We start from the raw sequence: 23,780 nt of genomic DNA, 5'->3' as shown, positions 1-23,780 counted from the left end.
CTTGGAGCAATGCAAGATCAGACCATGCGGATCACCAATGTGATCGATCACGCAGCCCGTGAAAGCGGTGAACGTGAGATCGTCACGCGGTGGTTTGACGGGACCGAGACCCGCACCAATTGGGCAGGCATCCGCACCGATGCGTTGAAGATGGCGCAGGCGCTTCAAGCTTTGGGGATTGAAAAGGGTAACCGCGTGGCCAGCCTTGCCATGAACCACTCGCGCCATTTGGTCAGCTGGTATGGCGTAGCCGGGATGGGCGGGGTGCTGCACACTGTGAACCCGCGCCTGTTCGAAGATCAGCTCGAATACATCGTAAACCACGCCGAAGACCGCGTGATGCTGTACGATGCGATGTTCCAGCCGATCATCGACAAGATGAAAGACCGCTGGACCACCGTCGAGCACTACATTTGCTTCGACTCTGGCGAGCATAGCACCGCGTTTGAAGATTGGATCGGTGCCCAAGACGGTGAATTCGAGTGGGTCATGGGCGACGAGCGCGATCCGTGCATGATCTGCTACACCAGCGGTACAACGGGCAACCCCAAGGGCGTGCAGTATGAACACCGCTCAACCGTGATGCATGCTGTCGCTGGTCTGCAGCCGGCGGCGTTCAACTTCTCCAGCGCATCGGTGATGTTGCCGGTGGTGCCGATGTTCCACGCGGCCAGCTGGGGTCTGCCCTATGCGGGCGCAATGGCGGGGATCAAATTTGTATTCTCCGCGGTGAACGATCCGGCGGTGCTGCACGAATTGATGATGCGTGAAAAGGTCACGGACAGCGCTGGTGTGCCGACCGTGTGGCTCGCGCACTTCCAATATTGCGACAAGGAAGGCATCGACCTGCCGCCGCTGAAAGCCGCGACCATTGGTGGCTCAGCCTGTCCGCGTTTTATGATCGAGCGTTTGATGAAGAACGGCACCCGCGTGCAGCACGCATGGGGCATGACCGAAACATCACCCATCGGCACCGTGGGCGGCCCGACCTGGAACTGGGACGAGCTATCGTTCGAGGAGAAGGTCGATGTGACCGCAATGCAGGGGCGCCCGATCTATGGTGTCGAGCTGCGCACGGTCGATCTCGACGACATGCTGACCGAATTGCCGCGCGACGGGAAGACTTCGGGCGCTCTCCAAATTCGCGGTCCCTGGATCATAAAACGCTACTTCAAGGCCGAACAGGACGCCGTGAACAACGAAGGCTGGTTCGACACTGGCGACGTTGGCATCATTCACCCGGATGGCACCTTGCAGCTAACCGATCGCACCAAGGATGTGATCAAATCGGGCGGCGAGTGGATCAGTTCGGTCGAGCTGGAGAACGCAGCCGTGGGCCATGATGGCGTCGCCGAGGCCGCGTGCGTCGGTATGCCGCACCCGAAATGGGATGAGCGTCCGGTTTTGTTCGTCGTCAAGAACGAGGGCGCGGATGTGTCGGCAGAAGATGTTATCGAGCATCTCAAGCCTATCGTCGCCAAATGGTGGCTGCCCGACGCGGTCGAATTTGTCGACGACATCCCCCACACCGCCACTGGCAAGATCAGCAAAAAGGACCTGCGCGACCGGTTCGCTGACTACAAGCTGGAAGGGTGAGTGTGACCTACTTCATCGACCCGTCGCCAGAAAACTTTCAGGCGTTCAAAGATCTGCCGCGCGATGAGCCGATCCATATGCTCAACCTCCTCAGGTACCGCGACCTTGCGGAGTATCCGGAAGGGCACGAGCACCATGGCAATGGTTGGACCGGGCGCCGCGCCTATCAGGAATATGGCAAGACCTCCGGCCCGATCTTCGCCCGCGTCGGTGGCAGTATCGTATGGCGCGGCGCGTTCCAGACGATGGTGACGGGGCCGGATGACAAGCAATGGCACGACGGCTTTGTCGCCCAATATCCCAATTCCGGTGCGTTTTTCGAGATGATCAAGGATCCGGACTATCAGAAGGCCGTGGTCAACCGGACGGCGGCTTTGGTCGATAGCCGCCTGATGCGGTTTGAGCCGGGCGAAGCTGGCGGGGGATTTGGGTGAGGTGCGCCGATTATTCGCGGTAACACTAGTTCTCTCAGCGGCACTTTCTGGTTGCGGCTCCGGTGGTGCAAGAGCTGACGGAAAGATTGAGCTGGATAACGGCCAGGTACTGACAGCCGTAGACCTTGCAGTACTCGAAAGAGCCGAGAACGAAAGAGTTCAGCGCGAGTATCAGAGAGAGCTCAGCCGGTTGGAAAAAGACGATTGGTTCAGCGCGCCACCAGACGACTACGGCTGGGAACAGCCTGATATCGTTCAAGAAGAGTGCTTTCCTGTTAAGAAGCCCGATATTGCTGGTGCAATTGCGCGCTTGGAAGAGCGGGCTACTATTAGACTAGATCCGACCGAGGCGGATAAGCTCTTGGCGACGAAGCCTCTCAGCCCATTGAATGAAGCTGTCCTAGTTCGTTCTTTTGGCACACCCAACAGTATTGCGATCGTTGAAATACGTGAAGATCACGCGCTTGTTAGCATTAGCGCACTCGGTTCATTCGGGGGAGGTAGATGGCCTTGTGTGGCCGACCTGCAGGCGTTGCCGGAGAGACTGTTGTTTAGTTTGTCTATTGCGGGCTGATCCTGAGTTTAGCGCAGGCGATGTTGCGCCTTATCCAGGCATTGAAGGAGCATTCAGCATACGTATGCACAGCATGGCCAACTGGTCTGAACTGACGAGCATTGGCAGTATGTCAGCATGACCCAAAAGACAGTTGCCATGCTCACTGCCGGGGGCCTTGCTCCGTGCCTTTCCTCCGCGGTTGGCGGGCTCATTGAGCAGTATACCAAGATCGCGCCCGATGTTCGGATTATCGCCTATCGCAACGGCTATGCGGGGCTGCTGACCGGCAACTGGATTGAGGCGTCGGAGAAGGTCCGCGCCGAGGCCGGTCGTTTGCATGCCTTTGGCGGCAGTCCGATTGGCAACAGCCGGGTGAAGCTCACCAATGTGGATGATTGTATCAAGCGCGGACTGGTCGAGCCGGGGCAAAACCCGCTCCATGTCGCCGCAGAGCAATTGACTCGCGACGGGGTCGACATCCTTCACACCATTGGCGGGGATGACACCAACACCGCCGCTGCCGATCTTGCCGCCTATCTGGGCGACAATGACTATCCCTTGACCGTGGTCGGCCTGCCCAAAACCATCGACAATGATGTGATCCCGATCCAGCAATCGCTGGGCGCATGGACGGCTGCGGAGCAGGGCGCGATCTTTGCCCGGAACATCATCGCCGAACACTCCGCCAATCCGCGGATGTTGATTGTGCATGAGGTGATGGGGCGCGATTGCGGATGGCTGACGGCCGCCACGGCCAAGGAACACCACGATTGGGTGAAGACCGCGCCTTTCGCCGAATGGGTCGATAACGCCGCCGCACGCTGGGATGTGCACGGCGTGTTTGTGCCCGAACGCCCGATTGATATCGCCGCCGAAGCGAAGCGCCTGCGCGCGATTATGGACGAGCAGGACGGGGTGAACCTGTTCATTTCCGAAGGGGCAGGCGCGCGCGAGATCGTGGGCGCGATGGAACAGGCGGGCGGAGAGGTTCCGCGCGACGCCTTTGGCCACGTAAAGCTCGACAAGATCAACCCTGGCGCATGGTTCGCGGAGCAGTTCGCCAAAGAACTGGGCGCTGAGAAGGTGCTGGTGCAAAAGAGCGGCTACTTCTCCCGCTCGGCCCCTGCGAACGCTGCGGACTTGGACCTGATCCAAGCCTGCACCGCACATGCCGTCGAGGCTGCGCTGGCAGGTCAGTCAGGCGTTGTTGGACAGGACGAGGACGCAGATGGCACCTTGCGCACCATCGAATTCGAGCGGATCAAAGGCGGTAAGGCGTTTGATGTGAGCGCGCCGTGGTTTCTGGAGCTGCTTGGCGAGTTAGGGCAGGGGTGATATTCTTCAATCTCTTCAGAGTAGGTATTCTCAAGATATCAAACGCTTGGTGACGCCCAATTTGGCGAAAGTTGCCATTGCTCATTGGGGAGGTGACTGAAATTGTCCGAAGCGAAAGAGAACTACGATACTGACGTGAAGTTCGTGCGCGAAGTATACAATGACGCGCTGCGTTATTGTAATCGTCTGTGGCTCGCGGCGATGTTCTTTGGGCTAATCTACCTCTCTGCCTACTACAGCGTTCGGACAGGTATCGGGTCCGAGTCGAAAATTTTCTGGTCGATGGAACCAGGCTTTGCAATTCACGCAATGCTATTTGCTCTAGCAGCTACAAACATAGTCTACTGCAATGCACACATTGTCGCTTATCGCCTAGCGCATGTTTGGAACAGCTTACCGAACAAGACTCAATTTCTGTATTTGGCACCTGGGTCTGCGTGGAACAGACTTTATCCCTCACTCGGGGGAGTTTTGCCTGGAAGCTTCTATAGCGCGGCCAAGATTGTCTTTGATACTTTGATCGGCGCATTGCCCGCAGGAATCTTGGTGTTTGGAGTCTATTCAAATTGGCAGAGCGGATATGAGATACACCCAATATTATGGCTCTCACTAATTGCTCTCTCAATTACCTCGCTTTTCTTCACGGTGCTTCTAATTAAGGAGCTTAGTCCATACGGGCTTGCGCAATCTGGCACTGATTAGGTTGCACCGAGGATCAGTCTCGCAATTGCATGCGAATTCAAAGCAACCGCATCTGCCCGCCCACTTCAGGCCGCCTGAACCGTGAGCAATCGAGTTCATACTTCACCTTCCCGATCCCTGCTTTCTTGCATGCAACCTTGAACCGCGCCCTAAACAAATCGGCCCAGACGCCGCTGGGTTTCATGCGGGTAAAGAAGTCGGGATCGTTGTCGCGGCCTCCTCGGATCGAGCGGACTATGCTCATCACTTTGCCCGCGCGTTCGGGATAATGGACGTCGAGCCATTCGCGGAACAGGGGCGCGACTTCGTGGGGTAGGCGCAGGGGTATCCAGCCGACGCTTTGCACGCCGATTTCGCCAGCGCGCGCTACGATGCCCTCCATAAACTCGTCGGTGACGGCGGGGATAATGGGCGAGACCGAGCAATGGGTGGGAACGCCCGCTGCGACCAATTTGGCTAGCGCTTCGAGCCGTTTCGCTGGCGAAGAACAGCGCGGCTCCAGCTTGCCCGACAGCACAGGGTCGAGTGTCGTTACGGACACCGCCACAGCAACCAACTTCCGCTGCGCCATCGCTTCGAGCAGGTCGAGATCGCGCACAACCCGGTCGGACTTGGTAGTGATCGTCACCGGATGACGGTAATCAAGGCAAACTTCCAAAATGTCTCGCGTAATGCGGTAGTCGCGCTCGATTGGTTGATAAGGATCGGTGTTGGTGCCCAGTGCTATGGGTTTGGGCCGATACTTCGGTTTCGCGAGGGTGTCGCGCAGTAACTCCGCTGCGTTGGGTTTGGCAAACAACTGGGTTTCAAAGTCCAGACCCGGGGAGAGATCGTGAAAGGCGTGGGTAGGGCGCGCAAAGCAATAGACACAGCCATGCTCGCACCCGCGATAGGCGTTGATCGAGCGGTCGAACGGGACATCGGGCGACTGGTTGAAGCTGAGGATGGTCTTTGGGTGTTCCTCGGTCACATTCGTGCGCAGTTTGACGGGCGGTCCGTCCAACGCCTGCATGTGATCACGCCAGTCGCTATCAACCTCGCGTTCCGCCAGCCCGAAGCGGGTGGGGACGTTGGCCGAAGCCGCACCACGCCCGCTTTCGACGTCTGGATGCGATGGGGAACGCCCGGTTCTCATAATGAGAACATATATAGAACAAACCCGAGGTTGAGAAGTCTACTTTTCTTGTAATCTCGGCATCAGCTCAACGAAATTGCAGGGCCGATTGCGGCTGTCGAGCTGCTCGGCAAGAATGCCGTCCCAGCCATCCTTAACTGCGCCGTTCGATCCCGGCAGGGCGAAGATATAGGTCCCCCGAGAGAGCACAGCATGCGCGCGGGATTGTACGGTGCTTGTGCCGATGGACTTAAAGCTGAGCCACCGGAACAGCTCCCCAAAGCCGGGAATGTTTTTCTCTTTCACGCGGTCCAACGCCTCGGGCGTCACGTCGCGACCTGTCAGGCCGGTGCCACCGGTGCTGATAATCGTATCGATTTGGCCGTCATCAATCCATGTGTTGAACTGCGCAGCCAAGAGGTCGGCATCATCGGCCACAATTGTTCGTGCGACCAGATTGTGACCTGCATCGGTAACGCGCGCAGCGAGGATATCGCCCGACGTATCGGTCTCAGGTGTTCGTGTGTCGGAAACGGTCAGGATGGCAATGTTGATGGGCGTGAATGTCTTTGCCTCATCAAACGCCATGTCCGTTCTCCCGTTAGTTGCCAAGCCTTGCGGTGCGGTTCGTAACGGGTCGAGGGAACTCTGGCCACTGGCCTTGTGCAAGCGCACGGCGGCTTGGGCTGACTTTGACGCCGGCTGCGCGCTCATACATCCAGTAATTGCGCATCACGATGGCGACATAGCCGCGGGTTTCCCAATACGGGATCGATTCCATCCATAGCAGCGCGTCACCCTGATCGTTGATCTCTGTGTTCCAACGGCTGACCGGAGAAAGGCCCGCATTGTACGCCGCCATGATCTTGGGCAGCTTGCCCTGCGTTGCGCGGCTGTCACGCAGCAGTTCAAGGTGTTGCTGGCCATAGGCGAGATTCACTTCGGGATCATTGAGGTCAGAATAGCTCGCACCGAGGTTGAGGCGGCGGTTATGGTCGCGCGCCGTGCCCGGCATGATCTGCATCAGGCCGCGCGCATTGGCGGGGCTGACGGCACTGGCGCGGAAGTTTGACTCCTGCAGCGCGTGGGCAAAGGCGAGCGACGGATCGACGCGCCATCCGGTGACCGGCTTCCAGCTTGCGACCGGATAACGAAGCGACGGCTCGCTGCGCATTCCGCGCGGCGCGTTGTGCGCCATAAAAAGCTGAGTGGAAGGCATGCCGATCTCACGAGCGAAGCGCGAAAGGGCAGGGTAATCCGCCGGATCACCAACACGCGCCTGATGGCGCAGCACTTCATCGGCCAGGCCGGAACGGCCGATCTCGGTCAGCGCCGCGGCGATTTTGACGTTGTACACATCCGAAAGTTGGTTCCAATCGTCCCCGTTGAACTGGCGGGCAACCGCATCGCTGGAAGGTTCCATGCCCAGCTGATCAATCGCCAGCATGCCATACAGCGTCTCGTCATAGCGGGCGGCGGCACGGAGGTGATCTTGCGCCTGGCCCGGCTCGCGGCAGCGCACGAGCGAGCGATGCGCCCAGTAATGCGCGGCAGCGGTCAGCTCGACATTGGTTGATGTCTGAGCGGAGCGGGCAAAAGCCTCTCCTGCAAGCGCACAGAAGCCCTGACGCCATGCGGCAAGGCCCGCTACCCACTCACCTTCCGCGACCCAAGCGCCGCCGCCTTCACGGACCTTCTCCGCCAGAGCCAACGCATTGGCGTCATCATTCTCGATATAGAAGCTCCAAGCGACGCGCTGACGCCATTCGGCGAGCGCTGCTGGGCTGAGACGGCTTTCGACACCCTGCAGCGCTTCATATGCACCCATCGGGTTGTCATTCTTGATGTTGCTTAGAATCGCTGACTTGGTGCTGCCAGGCATCGATCCGTCTTTGACCGTGCGTGGGCGGATGCGTTTGGGGGCATAGGCCTGACGCTGGAAACGCTGCGCACGGGGAAGGGCAGGAATGCTGCTTACACCGCGTTTCTTACCCATATTGGCCAGTTGCTGCGCCTGAGGCAGGTGCACGCCCATCGCAAACCAGTTCTGGATCTGCGAAGCATTGACCTTCGGACTGCGCGAATGGGTGTAGAATTCGGCATAGGCGGCCTGATGCAGCACTCCGCCATCGCGTTGGTTCAGCAGATTGCGGACTGTGTCCCACTGCTGACGGTCAATCGCGGTGAAGATCGCTTTGTAGTAATTGCGTTCATCGGCAGAGAGTACCGCAGGCACGTTCGTCTGCGGACGTGCGACATTGCTGTAGTGCGCAGCCATCGTGTTGTCGGCTTGAGCCGAAGCGGTGACGGGGAGTGTAAGGGAAGTTGCGGCAATCAGAACGGCGAAGCCGGCACGCCAATTGGAAGTCTTCACTGCATTACGGACCATTCGTTCCATCTCCGCCAGAACCTAGCTTTGAGCCGGGGCATTGCCATCAGGCTATCGAGCCCCTCGCTCACCATCAAAGGGTGTGATGAACTGTTCTGGTTGATTTCACGTAAAGATGTTTCGCCTTTTGTTACCCCGTGCTGCAAAAGCGGCAGGATGTTTGAGCCAAAGGCGATTAGTTTCTTGGGTGCGACAAGCTGCACATGCAGGGCGAGAACCGCGCCCAATCCGGCCTGATTCGCAGCACTCGTATCGGCCATTGGGGTGTGACGCGGCAGGGTGGAAGCATAGTAAACCTGATCTTCAGATAGACCCATCGCGTTAAGCATGTTGGCCAGCAATCGACCCTGTGGCCCGCTGAGCAATTGCTCACGGTCGGTTTCTTCGGGGTCAATGACCAAAACCATTACTTCGGGATTGGCATTGCCGCGCGGGGGAATACGGCCACGTGGCCCGATGGGATCGAGACCGGGCGCAGAGGTCCAGAATTCGTGGAAGTCAGCCAAAGTCGAAGGCGGCGAATCGCCAAGAAGATCGACAGGTTCACCGCGGAGAGGTTTTTCCTCTTCACCTGTGGCACTCGCGATCAATGGATCACTTGCCGCTGCGCCCTGGCTCCCCTGAGCGGCCTGCACCGCTTCAGCCTCGGCCGCGTCAATCAACCACGCCGTAGCGTCATCAGTGAAGTCACAGTCCACGCCCGCCGCACGCCACCATGCAAGGCTCGCATCAATCTCGTCGCGCAAAGGGGGGGCTGAATGGTCATGCTTTCCTTCCCAGCCCTTGACTGTCTGGAGCGGGGTTAGCAAGTGAGTTCATAGAGAAATCAGGCAATCCGTCTGGAATAACAAACCGAGGGTTAGAAGAGCGCATGAGCGAACGGGAATCAATGCCATGTGATGTCGTGATTGTGGGTGGAGGTCCGGCGGGCCTTTCTGCTGCAATCCGGCTCAAGCAGATCAATGAAGAGCTAGAGGTGGTTGTCCTCGAAAAGGGTTCTGAAATTGGCGCGCATATTCTTTCGGGCGCGGTGGTTGATCCAAAGGCGCTTGGCGAGTTGTTCCCTGACTGGCGCGACATGGATTGCCCGATGGCGGAAACGCCGGTGACTGACAACTGGCACTGGGTCCTGTCAAAGAAAGGCAAGACATCGCTGCCGCACTTCATCATGCCGCCGCTGATGAGCAATCACGGCTGCTACACTGGCTCGCTCGGCAACATGACCCGCTGGCTGGGTGAACAGGCTGAAGCCCTTGGCGTGATGGTATTCCCGGGCTTCCCCGCATCGGAAGTGATGTTTGACGATAATGGCGCCGTGCGCGGCGTTATCACGCAGGACATGGGCATTGCTGAAGATGGCTCGCAAAAGGGCGACTATCAGCCCGGCATGGAGATCGAAGCGAAATATACCCTCTTCGCAGAGGGCGCGCGTGGTCACCTTACCAAGCAGATGAAGGCGAAATACGACCTTGAGGCCAATTGCGAGCCGCAGGTCTATGGCCTCGGTATTAAGGAGCTTTGGGACATTGACCCGAGCAAGCATGTGCCCGGCCGTGTGATTCACACCCAGGGCTGGCCGCTTAGCGAGAGCCAGACTTGGGGCGGTGGTTTCTTCTATCATCAGGCGAACAATCAGGTCGCGATCGGCTTCGTCACTGCGCTTGATTACAAGAACCCTTGGGTCTCTCCGTATCAAGAATTCCAGCGTTGGAAGACGCACCCTGAAATCAAAGCGATCCTCGAAGGCGGCACCCGTGTCGCTTACGGCGCGCGTGTTATCAATGAAGGCGGCTGGCAGTCCGTGCCCAAGCTGGCATTCCCGGGCGGCGCGCTGATCGGTTGTGCGGCTGGTTTTGTGAACGTGCCCCGCATCAAGGGCAGCCATACCGCAATGAAGAGCGGCATGCTGTGTGCTGAAGCCATTGCGGAAGAGATCGCCAACCACGAGAGCCAGCCCGAGCTGCAAGGATATGAGCCTGCGGTCCGCTCAAGCTGGATCGCGGACGAGCTGAAGAAGGTACAGAACGCTGAGCCTGCCGTGGCCAAATATGGCGAGGATATTGGCGCGGTTCTGGCGGGCATTGATATGTGGATGCGCACGCTGAAAATCGGCCTGCCGATCAGCATGAAGCATCATGCGGACTACACCATGACAGGCCGCGCGGACCTTTATCCCAAGATCGACTATCCCAAGCCTGATGGCGTGATCAGTTTCGACCGGCTGACCAATGTTTCGTACAGCTTCACCAACCATGCAGAGGACCAACCGATCCACTTGCAATTGGGCGATGCCGAGCTGCAAAAGGCGAGCGAGTATGACGTGTTTGGCGGACCGTCATCGCGCTATTGCCCGGCGGGCGTCTATGAGTGGATCGAGGAAGAGGGCAAGGAGCCCAAATTCCAGATCAATTCGCAAAACTGCGTCCACTGCAAAACCTGCGACATCAAAGACCCGAACCAGAACATTAACTGGGTGACGCCTGAAGGCGGCGGCGGGCCTAACTATCCGAATATGTGATGTCTCCCAGAGCTAGAAACGCATTGCTTGGGGTTTTATTGGTCGGCGGCTCGTTCGGCCTCGGCATGCTATTTCAAAGCTCACGCCAGTCGCCATCCGAAGAAGCTTCCGAGATGGAAATTCGCAATGTCTATCGAGAGGCTAGGAGCAAAGGCTTCTATGACGCTCGGCGTAACGAAGAGCTGGAAGATGATCCTCAAGCGCTTGATGCCTTAAGGCGTTGGGCCAAGAAAAATTATGTCGCCTCATACGATCCGAAAGACTTCGCAATCGAGAAAATGTTCATTCCGACCCAGAACCAAGGTGACGGACAGAGCTGCATTTCGCTCGCGTTAAACCCACCGGCACCAAGCGGTTCTCCCGTCTATTGCTATCGTAACGATACGACGGATCTAGTTGCAGAATTCAGCAACGTCGAGTGATGTGCCAAACCGCCTACGCCAAGATCAATCTATCCCTGCATGTCCGCAGGCGGCGCGAGGATGGGTATCACGAGCTTGAGACGCTGTTCGCCTTTGTTGATGCGGGCGACACGCTTCAGCTCAAGCCGGCGTCCCAGAACGAATTGCTGATCGACGGGGAATTCGGGGCAGGGCTTTCGTTTGATGCCGACAATCTTGTGATGCAGGCAATCAACGCCTTCACAACGCATCAGAAATACCGCGTGCTCCTGACCAAAAACCTGCCTGTTGCGGCGGGAGTTGGAGGCGGCTCTGCTGATGCGGCGGCGGCGTTTCGCGCGATCGTCTCGGCCCATGCGACCGACAAGACCTTCGGATTGCCGGTGGATTACAACAAGCGTTTGGCCAAAATGGGCGCTGATGTTCCCGCCTGCGTCGAAAGCCGCACCTGCATCGGGCGCGGGACCGGCACCGAGCTGGAACCGGCCGATGACAGTCTGAAGGACACACCCGTACTGCTGATCAATCCACGCATTCCGCTCTCCACCGGGCCTGTGTTTAAGGCTTGGGACGGCCAAGATCGCGGTCCGCTGCCCACAGGCACAGCGCGCGAAATCGCCGAGCAGGGGCGGAATGACCTGTGTGCACCCGCTATCAATATCTGCCCGCAAATCGCTGATGTTCTTGAGGAACTCTGCCGCGACACCGCGTGGAAGGTTGAAATGTCGGGATCAGGCGCCACATGTTTTGCATTGTATTCAAATATTGATGAGCGAGACGATGCCGCCCGCCGGATTGCCGAAGCGCAGCCCGATTGGTGGCAGATGACAGGGCGACTTAGATGATCGATGGAATTCCATACCGCCAGATTGGTGAAATCAAGCGTGGCGGTCTGGTTTGCGTTGCTGATCATGCATCGAATTTCGTGCCTATTGAGGTGCCGCTGGGCATCCCTTCCTCACTGCTGAGCCAGCACATCGCGGTCGATATCGGCGTGGACGGCGTGGCCGAGCGTATGGCGCGCCGACATGGCATTCCTGCGCATCTCGCAATGGTTAGCCGCCTTGTGGTCGATCTTCACCGTGAAGAGGATCACCGCAATGTCGTTCCCACCGAAAGCGACGGGCATTTGATCCCAGGCAATATTGGTGCGGATGTTGAAGGACGGCTCGATGCGTATCACCGTCCGTATCACGATGCTTTGGGCAAGTGGCTTGATGAAGCGGATCCGGAGCTCATCATCTCGCTGCACAGTTTCACGCCCAAGCTGGAAACGAGCGCCGATGCGCGGCCGTGGGAAGTCGCGCTGCTCTACAACGAAGACGACCGTGCCGCGCGCCACGCTATTCGCCTATTTGGCGAGCTTGGCCTGAATGTCGGTGACAATGAACCGTATTCCGGTACCGAACTGAACGCGACGATGAACCGCCATGCCGAGGCGCATGGTAGGCATTACTGTGCGGTCGAGGTGCGTCAGGACCTGATCGGCACTCGCGCAGAGCAATCGCGTTGGGCAGCAATGATCGCCGATGTTATGGGAAGGGTTGCGCTGGCGCTCGACTAAAGGCAGGGCTTTATGTCGCGAAACCCCAGCGACAGGAAACAAAATGTCTTTCGACAAGTCCAAACTGCCAAGCCGCCACGTCTCGGTCGGTCCAGAGCGCGCGCCGCATCGTTCTTACTACTATGCGATGGGCATGACCGAGGAAGAGATTGCGCGTCCCTTCGTCGCAGTCGCGAGTGCGGGCAACGATTCCGCGCCGTGCAACACCACCTTGGACGCTCAGGCTGATATCTGCCGTGAAGGCGTGATCGCCGGAGGAGGGACCCCGCGCCGGTTTAACACCATCACCGTGACCGACGGTATCGCCATGGGCCACCAGGGCATGAAGAGCTCCTTGGTCAGCCGTGAAGTGATCGCGGACAGCGTGGAGCTGTCGGTGCGGGGGCATTGCTATGACGCCATTGTCGGCTTTGCCGGGTGCGACAAGAGCCTGCCGGGCATGATGATGGCGATGCTACGGCTGAATGTGCCGAGCATCTTCGTCTATGGCGGATCAATTCTGCCGGGTGTCTACAAAGGCGAAGATGTCACCGTCGTCGATGTGTTTGAGGCCGTCGGTCAGCACGCGGCAGGCAATTGCCCGCTGCAAGAGTTGATCGCGCTCGAAAAAGTCGCTTGCCCAGGGCATGGCGCATGCGGTGGTCAGTTCACCGCAAACACCATGGCTTGTGTGGGTGAAGCAATCGGATTGTCGCTGCCAAACAGCAATATGTCGCCGGCACCTTACAATTCGCGTGAAGAGATCGCGCGGGCCGCTGGCGCGCAGGTCATGAAGCTTTTGGAGATAAACCTGAGGCCACGCGACATCTGCACCAAGGCCGCTTTTGAGAACGCAGCGCGGGTAGTGGCGGCGACCGGCGGATCGACCAACGCCGCGCTTCACCTTCCTGCGATGGCGAGTGAATGCGGGATCGATTTCGACCTGTTCGACGTCGCCGAAATCTTCAAATCGACGCCTTACATCGCTGACCTCAAGCCGGGCGGCAAATACGTCGCCAAAGACATGCACGAGGCGGGCGGTGTCTATATGGGCATGAAGACGCTGCTCGATGGCGGTTTCCTTGATCCCGAGCCGATGACAGTCACGGGTAAAACCCTCGGCGAAAACATCGAAGAGATCACGTGGAACCCCGATCAAAAGGTTTTTTACGATGTGAAGACCCCGATCACGCCCACAGGCGGTGTGGTTGGTCTGAAGGGCTCGCTCGCTCCTGATGGCGCGATTGTGAAGGTCGCTGGCATGGAGCGCCTGCAGTTCTCAGGCGCTGCGCGCGTGTTTGACCGCGAGGAAGACGCCTTCGCGGCTGTCGAAGCACGAGACATTGCCGAGGGCAGCGTCATCATTATCCGTTACGAAGGCCCGAAGGGTGGTCCCGGCATGCGCGAAATGCTCGCGACCACCGCTGCGCTGTATGGTCAGGGCATGGGCGAGAAGGTTGCGCTGATCACCGATGGCCGCTTCTCGGGCGCAACCCGCGGTTTTTGCATCGGCCATGTGGGCCCCGAGGCGGCTGAATGCGGCCCCATCGCGCTCGTCGAAGACGGCGATACTATCAGCATCGATGCCTTAGCGGGCACTATCGAGCTAGAGGTAGACGAAGCGACCTTGGCGGCGCGCAAAGCCCAGTGGCAGCCGCGTACCAATGATTACCAGTCGGGTGCCCTTTGGCGTTATTCACAAACCGTGGGACCGGCCGTCAAAGGTGCTCTGACCCATCCTGGAGCCAAGAACGAACGTCATGTCTTTGCGGATATCTAGCCTCATCCTCGCCACGGTCCTGTTGGCGGCATGTGCAGAAGAGAGCTCGCCGCCAGAAGGCGAGATGATTGACTGCGCGATTGGCGCGGGGTCTGATTTCTCCAATGTCTGCACGCTTGAGAAGGCGGCTGACGAAGAGGCCACATTCCTGCTCCATGCGCCAGATGGGTCATTCCGGCGGCTGCTGATTGATCCGGCATCGGGCGAATTTGGCTCGGTGGACGGCGCAGATGATCTCGAGATCGTCGATCAGGATGGCGAGTTGGCCGAATTCCGGATTGCTGAAGACCGTTATCGCATCCCCCATCGGCTCGTGCGCTTGCCCGCACCAGCGGAGTGACCGAGACCCAAATCCTGACTGCTGCACAGATGCAGGCCGCCGAACAGGAGCTGTTCGACCAAGGCACCAGCGTCAGCGAGTTGATGGAGATTGCCGCAGGCGGCGCTGCAGAATGGATACGACGACTTGCAGCGGGGCGAATCGTGACCGTTCTGTGCGGACCCGGCAACAATGGCGGAGACGGCTATGTCATCGCCCGAAGGCTGCGCGAAGCTGGCAATGCGGTGAAAGTGGTTGCACCGGTTCCTCCCACGACCGACGCGGCAAAGGCGGCATGCAAGGCGTGGGGCAGTGGTGCCGCAACGTCGGGCAAGGACATTGAAGGCAGCGTATTCGTCGACTGCCTGTTCGGAACAGGCCTTTCCCGGCCATTGCAGGCTGAGCATGCGCTCTTGCTGCGAGATTTGGAGGCGCGGCATGATGTTGCAGTTGCGGTGGATTTGCCTTCGGGCGTCGCGAGCGACACCGGGGCTGTCTTGAACGACAAGCTGCCCAACTATGATGTGACACTTGCCTTGGGGGCTTGGAAGTTTGCCCATTGGGCACTTCCAGCGCGCGCTATGATGGGGACCAAACGGCTCGTCCCGATTGGGATTGATGCAGTCGCCGGCGCAGCCAGATTGATTTCAAAACCAAAGCTCTCTGCTCCTGCTTTCGACGCGCATAAATACAAGCGCGGATTTCTGGGGATCGCCGCCGGGACCATGCCGGGCGCGGCACTGCTTGCGGCAGAAGCTGCCCAGCATAGCGGGGCGGGATATGTGAAGCTGTATTCGGGCAATACAGCCGCGAATGCGGGCCCCGGTCTGGTCGTCGATGACTCTCCGATTGATAAGAGCTTGTCTGATGAGAGATTGAGCGCTCTTTTGGTAGGGCCTGGCCTTGGCAGAGATGAGCAAGCACAAGAGCGGCTCGTCGCAGCGCTTCAAAGCGGACGTCCTATCGTTCTTGATGCCGATTCTTTGTTGCTGCTGCGACCGGAAATGCTCGAGCCGAACCAACCGATTCTCGCCACGCCACACGATGGTGAGCTGGATGTGCTTTGTCGTAGCTTTTCGGTGATCGCGGAGGGTCGCCGTAGCCGCGCTCTCGCGCTCGCAAAGGCCAGTGGCATGGTTGTCTGCGCCAAGGGACCTGACACCTATGTTGCCGCGCCAGACGGGAGGCTCGCAGTTGCTCCACCCGCGACAACGTGGCTTTCGACCGCCGGTACGGGTGACGTGCTCGCAGGAATCGCCGCAAGCCGAATGGCTTGCGGCCGCGAACCGTTCTCTGCCGCATGCGAAGCCGTGTGGCTGCATGGAGCTGCGGCTCGGACGTGCGGTCCAGCTTTCGGCGCCGAACAACTTGCGAAAGCGGTACAACAGGCTGTAGCGGCCTGCTTGTGAGCGAAACCATTATCCGCATTGCCGCGCGTGGCGACGGTGTGACCGCATCCGGTATGCACGTCTCCGGAGCGCTTCCAGATGACCGCGTCGCTGACGGTGCCATTACTGAACACGGCCCGCATCACATTCGGCCAGCCTGCAAGCACTTTGGCGCGTGCGGTGGGTGTCAGCTTCAACATGCCGATGAACCTACACTCGCGCAGTTTGTGCGGGACCGCGTCTTCAACGCCGCGGAAGGGCAGGGGCTAGTCGTGAGCCAGGAATTGCAAGCGCACCTCTCACCCCCACAATCCCGCCGCCGCGCGACCCTGCACGGTTTGCGCACTGCCAAGGGTGCCGTGTTGGGCTATCGTGAAGGGCGGTCGCATAAGGTAGTCGATCTGGCCGAATGCCATGTAATCGCTCAGGAGCTGGCGGCTTTAGTCAAGCCACTGCGCCGGCTCATTGCGGAACATGGCCCCAAAGGCGCCGTCGATTGTCGATTAGCGCTGTGTGATCAGGGCGTTGATCTGGGTCTTGCGAATTTCCCGCTCGAAGGGCTTGGCCCGACCGAGGCAGTGCTTGATCTAGCCAAAGACAACGACTTAGCTCGCGTGACGGTCGATCAGGGTTACGGTGCGGAGACGGTGTGGGAGCCTGAGCCATGCACCATTGGTATGTCCGGGGTGCCCGTTCCATTTCCGTCTGGTTCATTCCTTCAGGCTACCGCAGATGCCGAAACGCAGATGATTGCCGATGCGCGCGATTGGCTGGCCGAAACCGGAACTGTGGCCGATCTGTTTGCTGGTCTGGGAACATTTGCCTTCGCCTTGGCCGATGGCAAACGGGTACTGCCGGTGGAAGCCGAGCAGGCGGCGCACTTGGCAAGTAAGGCGGCGGCTCCACGTGCAGCGGGCAGGTTGGCACCGATGCACCGCGATCTGTTCCGCAATCCCTTGCAACCTGCCGAGCTCAACCGCTTTGACGCCGTTCTGCTTGATCCTCCACGTGCGGGGGCGAAATCGCAGATCGCAGAGATTGCACAAAGTGAGTTGAAGCGCGTGGTCTATGTCAGCTGCAATCCATCAAGCTGGGCAAGGGATGCCGCGACATTGACAGCTGCGGGCTTTGAGCTGGCAAAACTGCGTCCGGTCGGTCAATTCCGTTGGTCGACCCATGTCGAGCTGATCAGCCTGTTTATCAGGCCCTGAGCGCGGCGAGAATTCTCTCATAGAGCCAGTCGCGGTGCGCAGGCTCGACATAGGCGTGGCTTGCCCCTGCGCAGCGTTCGATGCGTGGATCGCTCGCGTCCCACGCGCGCTCAAATTCTTGCGCCGTCATGTCCGTGCTCGCCAACAGGATGTGAACCTGCCCTTCAAATTCGCTCAACCCGTCGCGCATTTCCTGAGCTAGCGATGATGGTGGCGGGGCAGGACGCAATGATTTCACAACACCGCTTGCGAGCTTTTTTAAGTTTACGCCGCCCTTGAGAAGCCGTGCAATCTCGTTGGGGTCTTTTAGCTTTTCAGCATATCGCGAGCGGATAGCCGATGCGGGTGGTGACGTGTCATCTTCATCATCGTTGCTTTCGATGGTCCACGGATTAGACAGGATTAGGCCGTCAAATCCTGCACCAGAACCCAGCATCAAGGCAGAGGCTGCGTCGCAGTTTCCGAAGGCTATGACGCGCTCCATTTGCGGGCTGATTGCGCGAAAGGCCTCCAACGCGGCTTTGATATCCTTCTTGCTCTTGCGGAAACCGCGGTTCTCGCCTTCGCTGTCTCCGATGCCGCGACGGTCGAACCGGAACACGGGGAAGCCTGATTTGGCTATTCGCGCGGCCAAAAGCGATTGCCCCGAGAAAGCACCGGACCGAATCTCGTTGCCACCGCTTACGATTAGGAGGCCCGTAGTCGCAGGTGCACTGTCGAGTGTTCCGGCGAGCGTGTGCTTTGCGCAGGGGAAGGGGGTGTGAAGCCGCATCAGTTGGCAGCCTCCAGAACACTGGCGAGCATTGCGGCAAGCGTGTGTGCCTGCTCGGCGTCTTCATCCGGCTCTGCGCGCAGCCATAGTCCCGCGCCGCCAATCTCAGATTGCGTGATGACGCGCTGACCCGCTGACGCTTCGGCCTCAGCGCTTTCAAGCTGTGCAATCATATCGGACCCAATCGGCCAACCTGCCAGGGTTAGGCCTTCGATACGCCCTAGCGCCAGAAGTTGATCGCTTCTTTCGTCGATGCCCGCTTCGCGTGAGGCGATCATCCGGGCACGGATCAGCCCGCGCAGCAATTTGGGGCCAGATTGCGATGCGTAATGCCATCCGGGCAGCGCAGGCGGAGCGATCAGGCTACCGGCGCGGATCGTGAGCACATGTGTCGCCTTCACGGCGTCTGCTGCCGCTTCGGCTGCTTGCCGCCAACCCGCAATTGTTTGCTGGTCCAGTGGCGCCATACTTTCATTGCACCCCGGCAGGTCTGGCAGGAAAGAGTCAAATCCCTGGATGTGAAGCTTGCGCATCAGTTCAAGCGTGAAGCGGCGCATCCGGTTCGCTTCATCAAACCATGCAGGCAGGATCAGAATTCGGCTCTCGCGGCCCCGATCAAACGAAACCAGCATTTCCTCCGTCGCAGAACCGTCCGCATTCGGCGCTGTCCAGCTGCCGATCGCGGTGTCATGTTCTCCGGTGTCGGGGTTCAATCTTCGATGATCTTGGCTTCGGCGAAAGCGAGCAGTCCGCCATAGGTTTCGAGCATTTCGCCATCGACATCATCATCCTCGATCACGATATCAAGCCGGTCTTCCATTTCGGTCAGAAGTCCGGCGACGGCCATGGAATCTAGCTCGGGTAAGTGGCCGAAAAGGCCGCTATCGGCGGAGAGAGCTTTCGCCTGCTCCGCGTCGATGCCCAACACATCGGCGATGATCGATTTGAGCTCGCGATCAATCGCGATCCGGCTCATGCCCAGACCTGATTGCTTGGGGCTTTCAGCGTCTACCGACTCTGTGCTCATAGCTTTGTGATCCCTCGTTTGGACGGCGCGTTTAGCTAGGCATGGGGCCAGGCGCAAGTTTGAGCCATTCGTCACTGATGGTGCGGTTCCAGGCAAGCTTGACCAGATCAAGCCATGCGCGCGGTGATTTCATGTCGAGACAGTCGATCCGGTAGCGATAACGGATGTCTTCCATCCAGTCTGATTTGTAAGGCTGGGTACCGGTCCCAAAGTCGATCAGTGCGACCTTGTCCTGATCGATCGCCCATTCAAACAAACCCGCCGAAAGCGTCGTACCAGCCGAGAGGTTGCGATGCTCTTCGAGGTGCGCGAGCTTATGGATGTAAGCTGTGCCGTTCTCGACGGTCCAAAACTGCGCGGCGATGGCTTGGCCATCATGGAACGCCAACCCTAGCCTTAGTCGGCCAGCCTCACCTTCTGCTTGGGCAAAGGCGCGTAGCATCTCAGGCTTGCCTTCTTCAGGCTTCCAGCTTGCGGCGTAGATGCTCTCGTAGCGCGCCCAAGCCTCGGCATCGAAGCTGTCATATATGGCAACGTCGACCTTCTTGGCTTTGCGCTTGAAGGTGGTGCGTAAGGGGCCGGGGCGAGCCGCCCAGTATTCTGCGAAACTTCGTCCGTTCAAATAAAGTACGTGATTGGTGTCGCAGCGGGTGACCTCGACGCGCCAGCCTGCTTTGCGGAAGGCTTCGACCAGGCGACTTGCTGATCCATCTTCGTCAGGAACCGGCTCCAACGTCACACGGTGTGTCTTCGCACGTAGTTGTCTGGCGATCTCTGCCAGCGATGCGTCGCCCTTGGGGCCATCTGGAGCAAGAGGACGCCATGTGAAACCGTACCAATTGCGTAGAGGCACAACCTGACCTGCCTCTTGCATCAATGGCAAAGCGGCTTGTGTGTTGTTTTGGTTCGCGACTGCAATAAGCGGTGAGAGACCGGTTTCCTCTAGCAGAGCGTACCATTCCGCCCGATCAAAAGGAGAAGGAGCGCGCACGTTTGCATCTTGAGCAAACAGCTCTTGCACAACGTTAACGCTATCGTGATACCGAACATCGATCACGTATTGAGGCTCCACACCGTTTTCATGTCAACCAGTCCCGATCCTAAGCCCTATCCGCTGGACCACCTTGCCGAATTGGCAGGGCGGGCCGGTTATGAAAGCGCGCCGGCGCTGGTGCTTCGAAACGAGACGCTTACCCACGATGCGTTAAGCTTACGTGTTGATCAACTTGCAGGGTGGTTGGCGCGTGAGGTGCCGGACAAGGGCGCACGGGTGGCAACATGGGCGGCGAAGGGTGAGCTGACCTGTCTGATGCCATTGGCGGCGGCGAGGGCGGGACTGGTCCATGTACCTATCAACCCGCTGTTGAAGCGCGCGCAGGCGGCACACATTCTGGCCGATAGCGGCGCTGGCATGCTGATTGCCAACAAAGCGCGGATTTCTTCGCTCGAAGAGACCGATTTTTCTGGTGTGGTGCTGGATGAGCAGGCTGCGCTTGATGCGGCGTATGAAGCGGGCATTGCTCACGGCCTCTCTGACGCTGACCCGAATGATCTCACGGCAATTCTATACACAAGCGGTTCGACTGGCAGACCCAAAGGCGTGATGCTCAGCCATGCCAATCTGTGGCTTGGTGCGGTGAGTGTTGCCCATTATCTCAAGCTGGCGGGCGACGATGTGACGCTAGCCGTACTGCCGCTTTCGTTCGATTACGGGCAAAATCAGCTTCTTTCGACGTGGTATGCTGGCGGCAGTGTCGCGCCGCTCGATTTCCTGTTCCCGCGCGACGTGGCGAAGGCATGCGCCAAACATGGTGTCACGACGCTCGCAGCGGTGCCTCCGCTTTGGGTGCAACTGACCGAGATTGACTGGGGCGACGCCAGTGCATCTTTACGGCGACTAACGAACAGCGGTGGTGCGCTGACGACCGAATTGGTGAAGGACCTGCAAGGAACTTTTCCGCAAGCCGACCTTTATCCGATGTACGGTCTGACCGAGGCGTTCCGGTCGACCTATCTCGACCCATCACTGGTCGACAAGCACCCAACTTCAATGGGTAAAGCGATACCCTTCGCAGAAATTCTGGTTATCGATGATGAAGGCAATGTCGCTGCTCCTTGCGAGGACGGCGAACTTGTCCATTGTGGCCCGTTGGTTGCGCAAGGATACTGGCAGGACCCCGAGCGTACGGCTGCACGCTTCAAGCCCGCGCCCGAACAATCGGAATATGGCGGAACGGCGGTTTGGTCGGGCGACAGGGTGATCCGCGAAAAGAACGGCTTGCTCTATTTCGTCGGTCGCCGTGACGCGATGATCAAGAGCGCTGGTAACCGGATCAGCCCGCAAGAAATTGAAGAAGCGGCCATTGCCAGCGATCTGGTGCAGGAGGCAGTGGCGCTGGGCATTCCCGATGAACGGTTGGGCCACGCGGTGCATCTTGTGGTGCGCGGTGTCGAGGATGAGGCCGAGCGCGCGCTTCTTGCTAGGGCTTTGAAGGCCGAACTGCCCAACTTTATGCAGCCCCAGGTGATCCATTGGCGCGACGCCATGCCGCTTAATCCTAATGGAAAGATCGACCGCACCGCTCTATTGCGCGAGTTGACGGAGGCGGCCCAGTGACCAGTAAAATGCCGAAAACTAAGCCTGTTGGCCCAATCCCGGCCGGTTATGAAGCGATCGCCGGCGAATTGGCTGTCGGCGGACGTCGCGCCAGCGAATTGGTTGCGCAGGCTGGTCGCACCCCATTGTTCGTCTATTCACGCGATCACTTGAATCTACGCGTTTCACAGCTTCGCGCGGCTCTGCCCAAGCGGATCGGGATCAATTACGCGATCAAGGCCAACCCCCATCCTGATGTGACAACTCATATGATGGGGCTGGTGGACGGCTTCGACATCGCCTCGTCAGGCGAATTGGCGATGACTAAGCGCGCCGGTATCGATCCTGCCAAGGTCAGCTTTGCCGGACCAGGCAAGCGTGACGATGAACTTGAACCGGCAATCGCCGCTGGTGTTACGCTCAATTGCGAGATCTCACGGCGAGGCTATGCGGTCGCTGGCAATTGGCCAGCGGATCGGCAAAGCGCCGAAAATCGCCATTCGCGTGAATCCAAGCTTCGAGCTGAAAGGCTCAGGCATGAAAATGGGCGGAGGCGCCAAGCCGTTCGGCGTGGATGCGGAGAACGTACCCGAACTTGCCAGACAGGTGATTGCTGAAGGGGCTGAATGGCGCGGATTGCATATCTTTACCGGCAGTCAGGCGCTTAGCGCAGAGGCGATCATCGATGCGCAGGCCAATGTTCTGAAATTGGCGGCAGATTTGAGCGACGCGATTGGCGAAGGTTTGCCCAAACTAAATATGGGTGGCGGCTTCGGAATTCCGTATTTTCCCGGCGATGAACCGCTTGATCTGGATGCAGTGGGCTCAGCATTGCATGAACGGTTTGCTGATCTGCCCGCCGCCCTGACTGATACGGACCTGTGCCTCGAACTTGGGCGTTATCTCGTCGGTGAAGCGGGTGTGTATTTGTGCCGTGTCATCGATCGGAAGGTTAGCCACGGTGTCACATATTTGGTCACCGATGGCGGTCTGCATCACCAGCTCGCCGCCTCTGGCAACTTTGGCACCGTTGTTCGGCGCAATTACCCGGTCGCGATTGCCAGCAAATTTGGTGCTGAGGCGGACGACGTAGTTAATGTTGTGGGGTGTCTGTGCACCCCCCTGGACCGGCTCGCGGACAATGCAGATCTCCCGCGCGCCGACGTCGGAGACCTTGTCGCGGTGTTCTGTGCGGGTGCTTATGGCGCGACCTCGAGTCCGGAAAATTTCCTCGGTCACGGGCCCGCAGAGGAGCTTCTCCTCTAGGGTTTCGTTAACGCTCTGAAAACCAGTGTCCCGAAACGGGAATGACCTGTTTTTCAGGTATCAATACTAATCTTATGTTCACCATTTTCAGCGAGAAACCCCGAGTAATTCGCGGATCTCGTGTCGCAGGTCGCTCCTGCAAACCGCATCGAGGTCCGCCTGACCAGGTCAAGGAACCCTATCGATGCTTAACTCGCTGTCTGTCCTCCGCCTTACGGGAATTGGCGTAACTGCGCTCGCGCTTGGCGCGTGTGCTGGTGGACCATCAACACAGCTTCCCGCAGCCACGATCAACACCACGCAGGTTGAAGCGCCGACCGAGGATTATGTTCTCGGCCCGCTCGACAAGGTGACGATCCACGTTTGGCGTAACCCCGAACTGTCCGCCGAGGATATTCAGGTCCGCCCTGATGGCCGGATCACCATTCCTCTGGTGCGCGACATGGTTGCCGTGGGCAAGACGCCGACGCAGCTGGAAAAAGACATCGCTGTAAAGCTGAACGAGTACATCGAGCAGCCAATCGTCTCGGTCATCGTCAATGAATTCAACGGCGCTCTGCCGCAGCAGATTCGCATCACGGGCGCCGGCGCTCAGCCGACTGCGCTAGCTTACCGCGCGAACATGACCTTGCTTGACGCCATGATTGCCGTGGGCGGCTTGGGAGAATTTGCAGCGGGTAACCGCGCAACTCTGACTCGCTACGACGTGAAGACAAAGCAGAACAAGATCTATCGGGTGCGTCTCAAAGACTTGCTCAACAAGGGCGATGCGAGCGCCAATGTCGCGCTGAAGCCAGGTGACACGATCTCCATTCCAGAGAGCCGGTTCTAAG

General features: G+C 58.7%; 22 protein-coding genes and 1 pseudogene. 15 read left to right on the top strand and 8 right to left on the bottom strand.

Annotated features, from left to right (window positions below; translation table 11 throughout):
• The first annotated feature begins 9 nt into the window (after positions 1 to 9).
• From AC0V6K_RS00180 to AC0V6K_RS00165, 4 genes are all read left to right on the top strand, one after another.
• Positions 10 to 1,596 (top strand): long-chain fatty acid--CoA ligase, encoded by a 1,587-nt coding sequence (locus tag AC0V6K_RS00180; RefSeq protein WP_486172519.1) that lies wholly within the window; start codon positions 10 to 12, stop codon positions 1,594 to 1,596.
• A 2-nt stretch (positions 1,597 to 1,598) separates the two neighbouring features.
• On the top strand, positions 1,599 to 2,030 hold the full coding sequence (locus AC0V6K_RS00175; RefSeq protein WP_472623603.1) for a DUF1330 domain-containing protein: 432 nt from the start codon (positions 1,599 to 1,601) through the stop codon (positions 2,028 to 2,030).
• On the top strand, positions 2,023 to 2,604 hold the full coding sequence (locus AC0V6K_RS00170; RefSeq protein ID WP_486172518.1) for a hypothetical protein: 582 nt from the start codon (positions 2,023 to 2,025) through the stop codon (positions 2,602 to 2,604). The genes AC0V6K_RS00175 and AC0V6K_RS00170 overlap by 8 nt, the downstream gene beginning before the upstream one ends.
• Before the next feature lie 117 nt (positions 2,605 to 2,721).
• A complete protein-coding gene (locus tag AC0V6K_RS00165; protein ID WP_472623599.1) occupies positions 2,722 to 3,921 on the top strand; it encodes a pyrophosphate--fructose-6-phosphate 1-phosphotransferase in 1,200 nt (399 codons plus the stop codon).
• 739 nt (positions 3,922 to 4,660) lie between these two features.
• Here AC0V6K_RS00165 and AC0V6K_RS00160 read toward each other — a convergent pair.
• From AC0V6K_RS00160 to AC0V6K_RS00145, 4 genes are read right to left on the bottom strand one after another with little or no spacing between them, the layout of a single operon-like run.
• Positions 4,661 to 5,758, bottom strand: a complete 1,098-nt coding sequence (locus tag AC0V6K_RS00160) for a PA0069 family radical SAM protein (protein ID WP_472623597.1) — start codon at positions 5,756 to 5,758, stop codon at positions 4,661 to 4,663.
• Between the two features lie 39 nt (positions 5,759 to 5,797).
• Positions 5,798 to 6,325 carry a molybdenum cofactor biosynthesis protein B gene (gene moaB, locus AC0V6K_RS00155; protein ID WP_472623595.1) on the bottom strand — a complete coding sequence of 176 codons (528 nt, stop codon included), beginning with the start codon at positions 6,323 to 6,325 and terminating at the stop codon, positions 5,798 to 5,800.
• Between the two features lie 13 nt (positions 6,326 to 6,338).
• Positions 6,339 to 8,126, bottom strand: a complete 1,788-nt coding sequence (locus AC0V6K_RS00150; protein WP_472623593.1) for a lytic transglycosylase domain-containing protein — start codon at positions 8,124 to 8,126, stop codon at positions 6,339 to 6,341.
• A complete protein-coding gene (locus AC0V6K_RS00145; protein ID WP_472623591.1) occupies positions 8,108 to 8,872 on the bottom strand; it encodes a uracil-DNA glycosylase family protein in 765 nt (254 codons plus the stop codon). The genes AC0V6K_RS00150 and AC0V6K_RS00145 overlap by 19 nt, the downstream gene beginning before the upstream one ends.
• A 125-nt stretch (positions 8,873 to 8,997) precedes the next feature.
• Between AC0V6K_RS00145 and AC0V6K_RS00140 the strand changes: the two genes are divergently transcribed.
• The 8 genes from AC0V6K_RS00140 to AC0V6K_RS00105 all read left to right on the top strand — a co-directional run bounded on the left by AC0V6K_RS00140 (position 8,998) and on the right by AC0V6K_RS00105 (position 17,286).
• Entirely contained in the window at positions 8,998 to 10,644 is a 1,647-nt protein-coding gene (locus AC0V6K_RS00140) for an electron transfer flavoprotein-ubiquinone oxidoreductase (protein WP_472623589.1), read from the top strand.
• A gap of 65 nt (positions 10,645 to 10,709) precedes the next feature.
• Positions 10,710 to 11,066, top strand: a complete 357-nt coding sequence (locus AC0V6K_RS00135) for a hypothetical protein (RefSeq protein WP_486172517.1) — start codon at positions 10,710 to 10,712, stop codon at positions 11,064 to 11,066.
• Positions 11,066 to 11,890: a 4-(cytidine 5'-diphospho)-2-C-methyl-D-erythritol kinase gene (locus AC0V6K_RS00130; protein ID WP_472623585.1), complete on the top strand. Its 825-nt coding sequence runs from the start codon at positions 11,066 to 11,068 to the stop codon at positions 11,888 to 11,890. The genes AC0V6K_RS00135 and AC0V6K_RS00130 overlap by 1 nt, the downstream gene beginning before the upstream one ends.
• Positions 11,887 to 12,609: an N-formylglutamate amidohydrolase gene (locus AC0V6K_RS00125; protein WP_472623583.1), complete on the top strand. Its 723-nt coding sequence runs from the start codon at positions 11,887 to 11,889 to the stop codon at positions 12,607 to 12,609. The genes AC0V6K_RS00130 and AC0V6K_RS00125 overlap by 4 nt, the downstream gene beginning before the upstream one ends.
• A gap of 43 nt (positions 12,610 to 12,652) precedes the next feature.
• Positions 12,653 to 14,368 carry a dihydroxy-acid dehydratase gene (gene ilvD, locus AC0V6K_RS00120; protein ID WP_472623581.1) on the top strand — a complete coding sequence of 572 codons (1,716 nt, stop codon included), beginning with the start codon at positions 12,653 to 12,655 and terminating at the stop codon, positions 14,366 to 14,368.
• 22 nt (positions 14,369 to 14,390) lie between these two features.
• The gene (locus tag AC0V6K_RS00115; protein ID WP_486172516.1) at positions 14,391 to 14,708 is read left to right on the top strand and encodes a hypothetical protein; all 318 of its coding nucleotides are present in this window, start codon (positions 14,391 to 14,393) and stop codon (positions 14,706 to 14,708) included.
• Positions 14,705 to 16,096, top strand: coding sequence for an NAD(P)H-hydrate dehydratase (locus AC0V6K_RS00110; protein ID WP_472623577.1), 1,392 nt, complete (start codon positions 14,705 to 14,707; stop codon positions 16,094 to 16,096). The genes AC0V6K_RS00115 and AC0V6K_RS00110 overlap by 4 nt, the downstream gene beginning before the upstream one ends.
• Complete coding sequence (locus tag AC0V6K_RS00105) at positions 16,093 to 17,286, top strand: class I SAM-dependent RNA methyltransferase (RefSeq protein WP_472623575.1); 1,194 nt, start codon at positions 16,093 to 16,095, stop codon at positions 17,284 to 17,286. Before AC0V6K_RS00110 ends, AC0V6K_RS00105 begins: the two co-directional genes overlap by 4 nt.
• Here AC0V6K_RS00105 and AC0V6K_RS00100 read toward each other — a convergent pair.
• From AC0V6K_RS00100 to AC0V6K_RS00085, 4 genes are all read right to left on the bottom strand, one after another.
• A complete protein-coding gene (locus AC0V6K_RS00100; protein WP_472626175.1) occupies positions 17,276 to 18,061 on the bottom strand; it encodes a hydrolase 1, exosortase A system-associated in 786 nt (261 codons plus the stop codon). The genes AC0V6K_RS00105 and AC0V6K_RS00100 overlap by 11 nt on opposite strands.
• Positions 18,058 to 18,771 (bottom strand): hypothetical protein, encoded by a 714-nt coding sequence (locus tag AC0V6K_RS00095; protein WP_472623573.1) that lies wholly within the window; start codon positions 18,769 to 18,771, stop codon positions 18,058 to 18,060. Before AC0V6K_RS00095 ends, AC0V6K_RS00100 begins: the two co-directional genes overlap by 4 nt.
• Positions 18,768 to 19,034: an acyl carrier protein gene (locus AC0V6K_RS00090; RefSeq protein WP_472626173.1), complete on the bottom strand. Its 267-nt coding sequence runs from the start codon at positions 19,032 to 19,034 to the stop codon at positions 18,768 to 18,770. The genes AC0V6K_RS00095 and AC0V6K_RS00090 overlap by 4 nt, the downstream gene beginning before the upstream one ends.
• 82 nt (positions 19,035 to 19,116) lie before the next feature.
• Positions 19,117 to 20,142: a GNAT family N-acetyltransferase gene (locus tag AC0V6K_RS00085; protein ID WP_472623571.1), complete on the bottom strand. Its 1,026-nt coding sequence runs from the start codon at positions 20,140 to 20,142 to the stop codon at positions 19,117 to 19,119.
• Positions 20,143 to 20,166: 24 nt separating this feature from the next.
• On the opposite strand from AC0V6K_RS00085, the gene AC0V6K_RS00080 reads away from it, so the two are divergent.
• From AC0V6K_RS00080 to AC0V6K_RS00070, 3 genes and pseudogenes are all read left to right on the top strand, one after another.
• Positions 20,167 to 21,702 (top strand): acyl-CoA ligase (AMP-forming), exosortase A system-associated, encoded by a 1,536-nt coding sequence (locus AC0V6K_RS00080; RefSeq protein ID WP_472623569.1) that lies wholly within the window; start codon positions 20,167 to 20,169, stop codon positions 21,700 to 21,702.
• Positions 21,703 to 21,710: 8 nt separating this feature from the next.
• Positions 21,711 to 22,947, top strand: a pseudogene (locus AC0V6K_RS00075) (pyridoxal-dependent decarboxylase, exosortase A system-associated).
• A 184-nt stretch (positions 22,948 to 23,131) separates the two neighbouring features.
• Positions 23,132 to 23,779, top strand: a complete 648-nt coding sequence (locus AC0V6K_RS00070; RefSeq protein ID WP_472623567.1) for an XrtA/PEP-CTERM system exopolysaccharide export protein — start codon at positions 23,132 to 23,134, stop codon at positions 23,777 to 23,779.
• Position 23,780: the final 1 nt, after the last annotated feature.

The organism is Erythrobacter sp. S43, assembly GCF_057364955.1.
The sequence above is the reverse complement of the archived record's forward strand: the minus strand, read 5'-3'. Positions and strand labels throughout refer to the sequence as shown.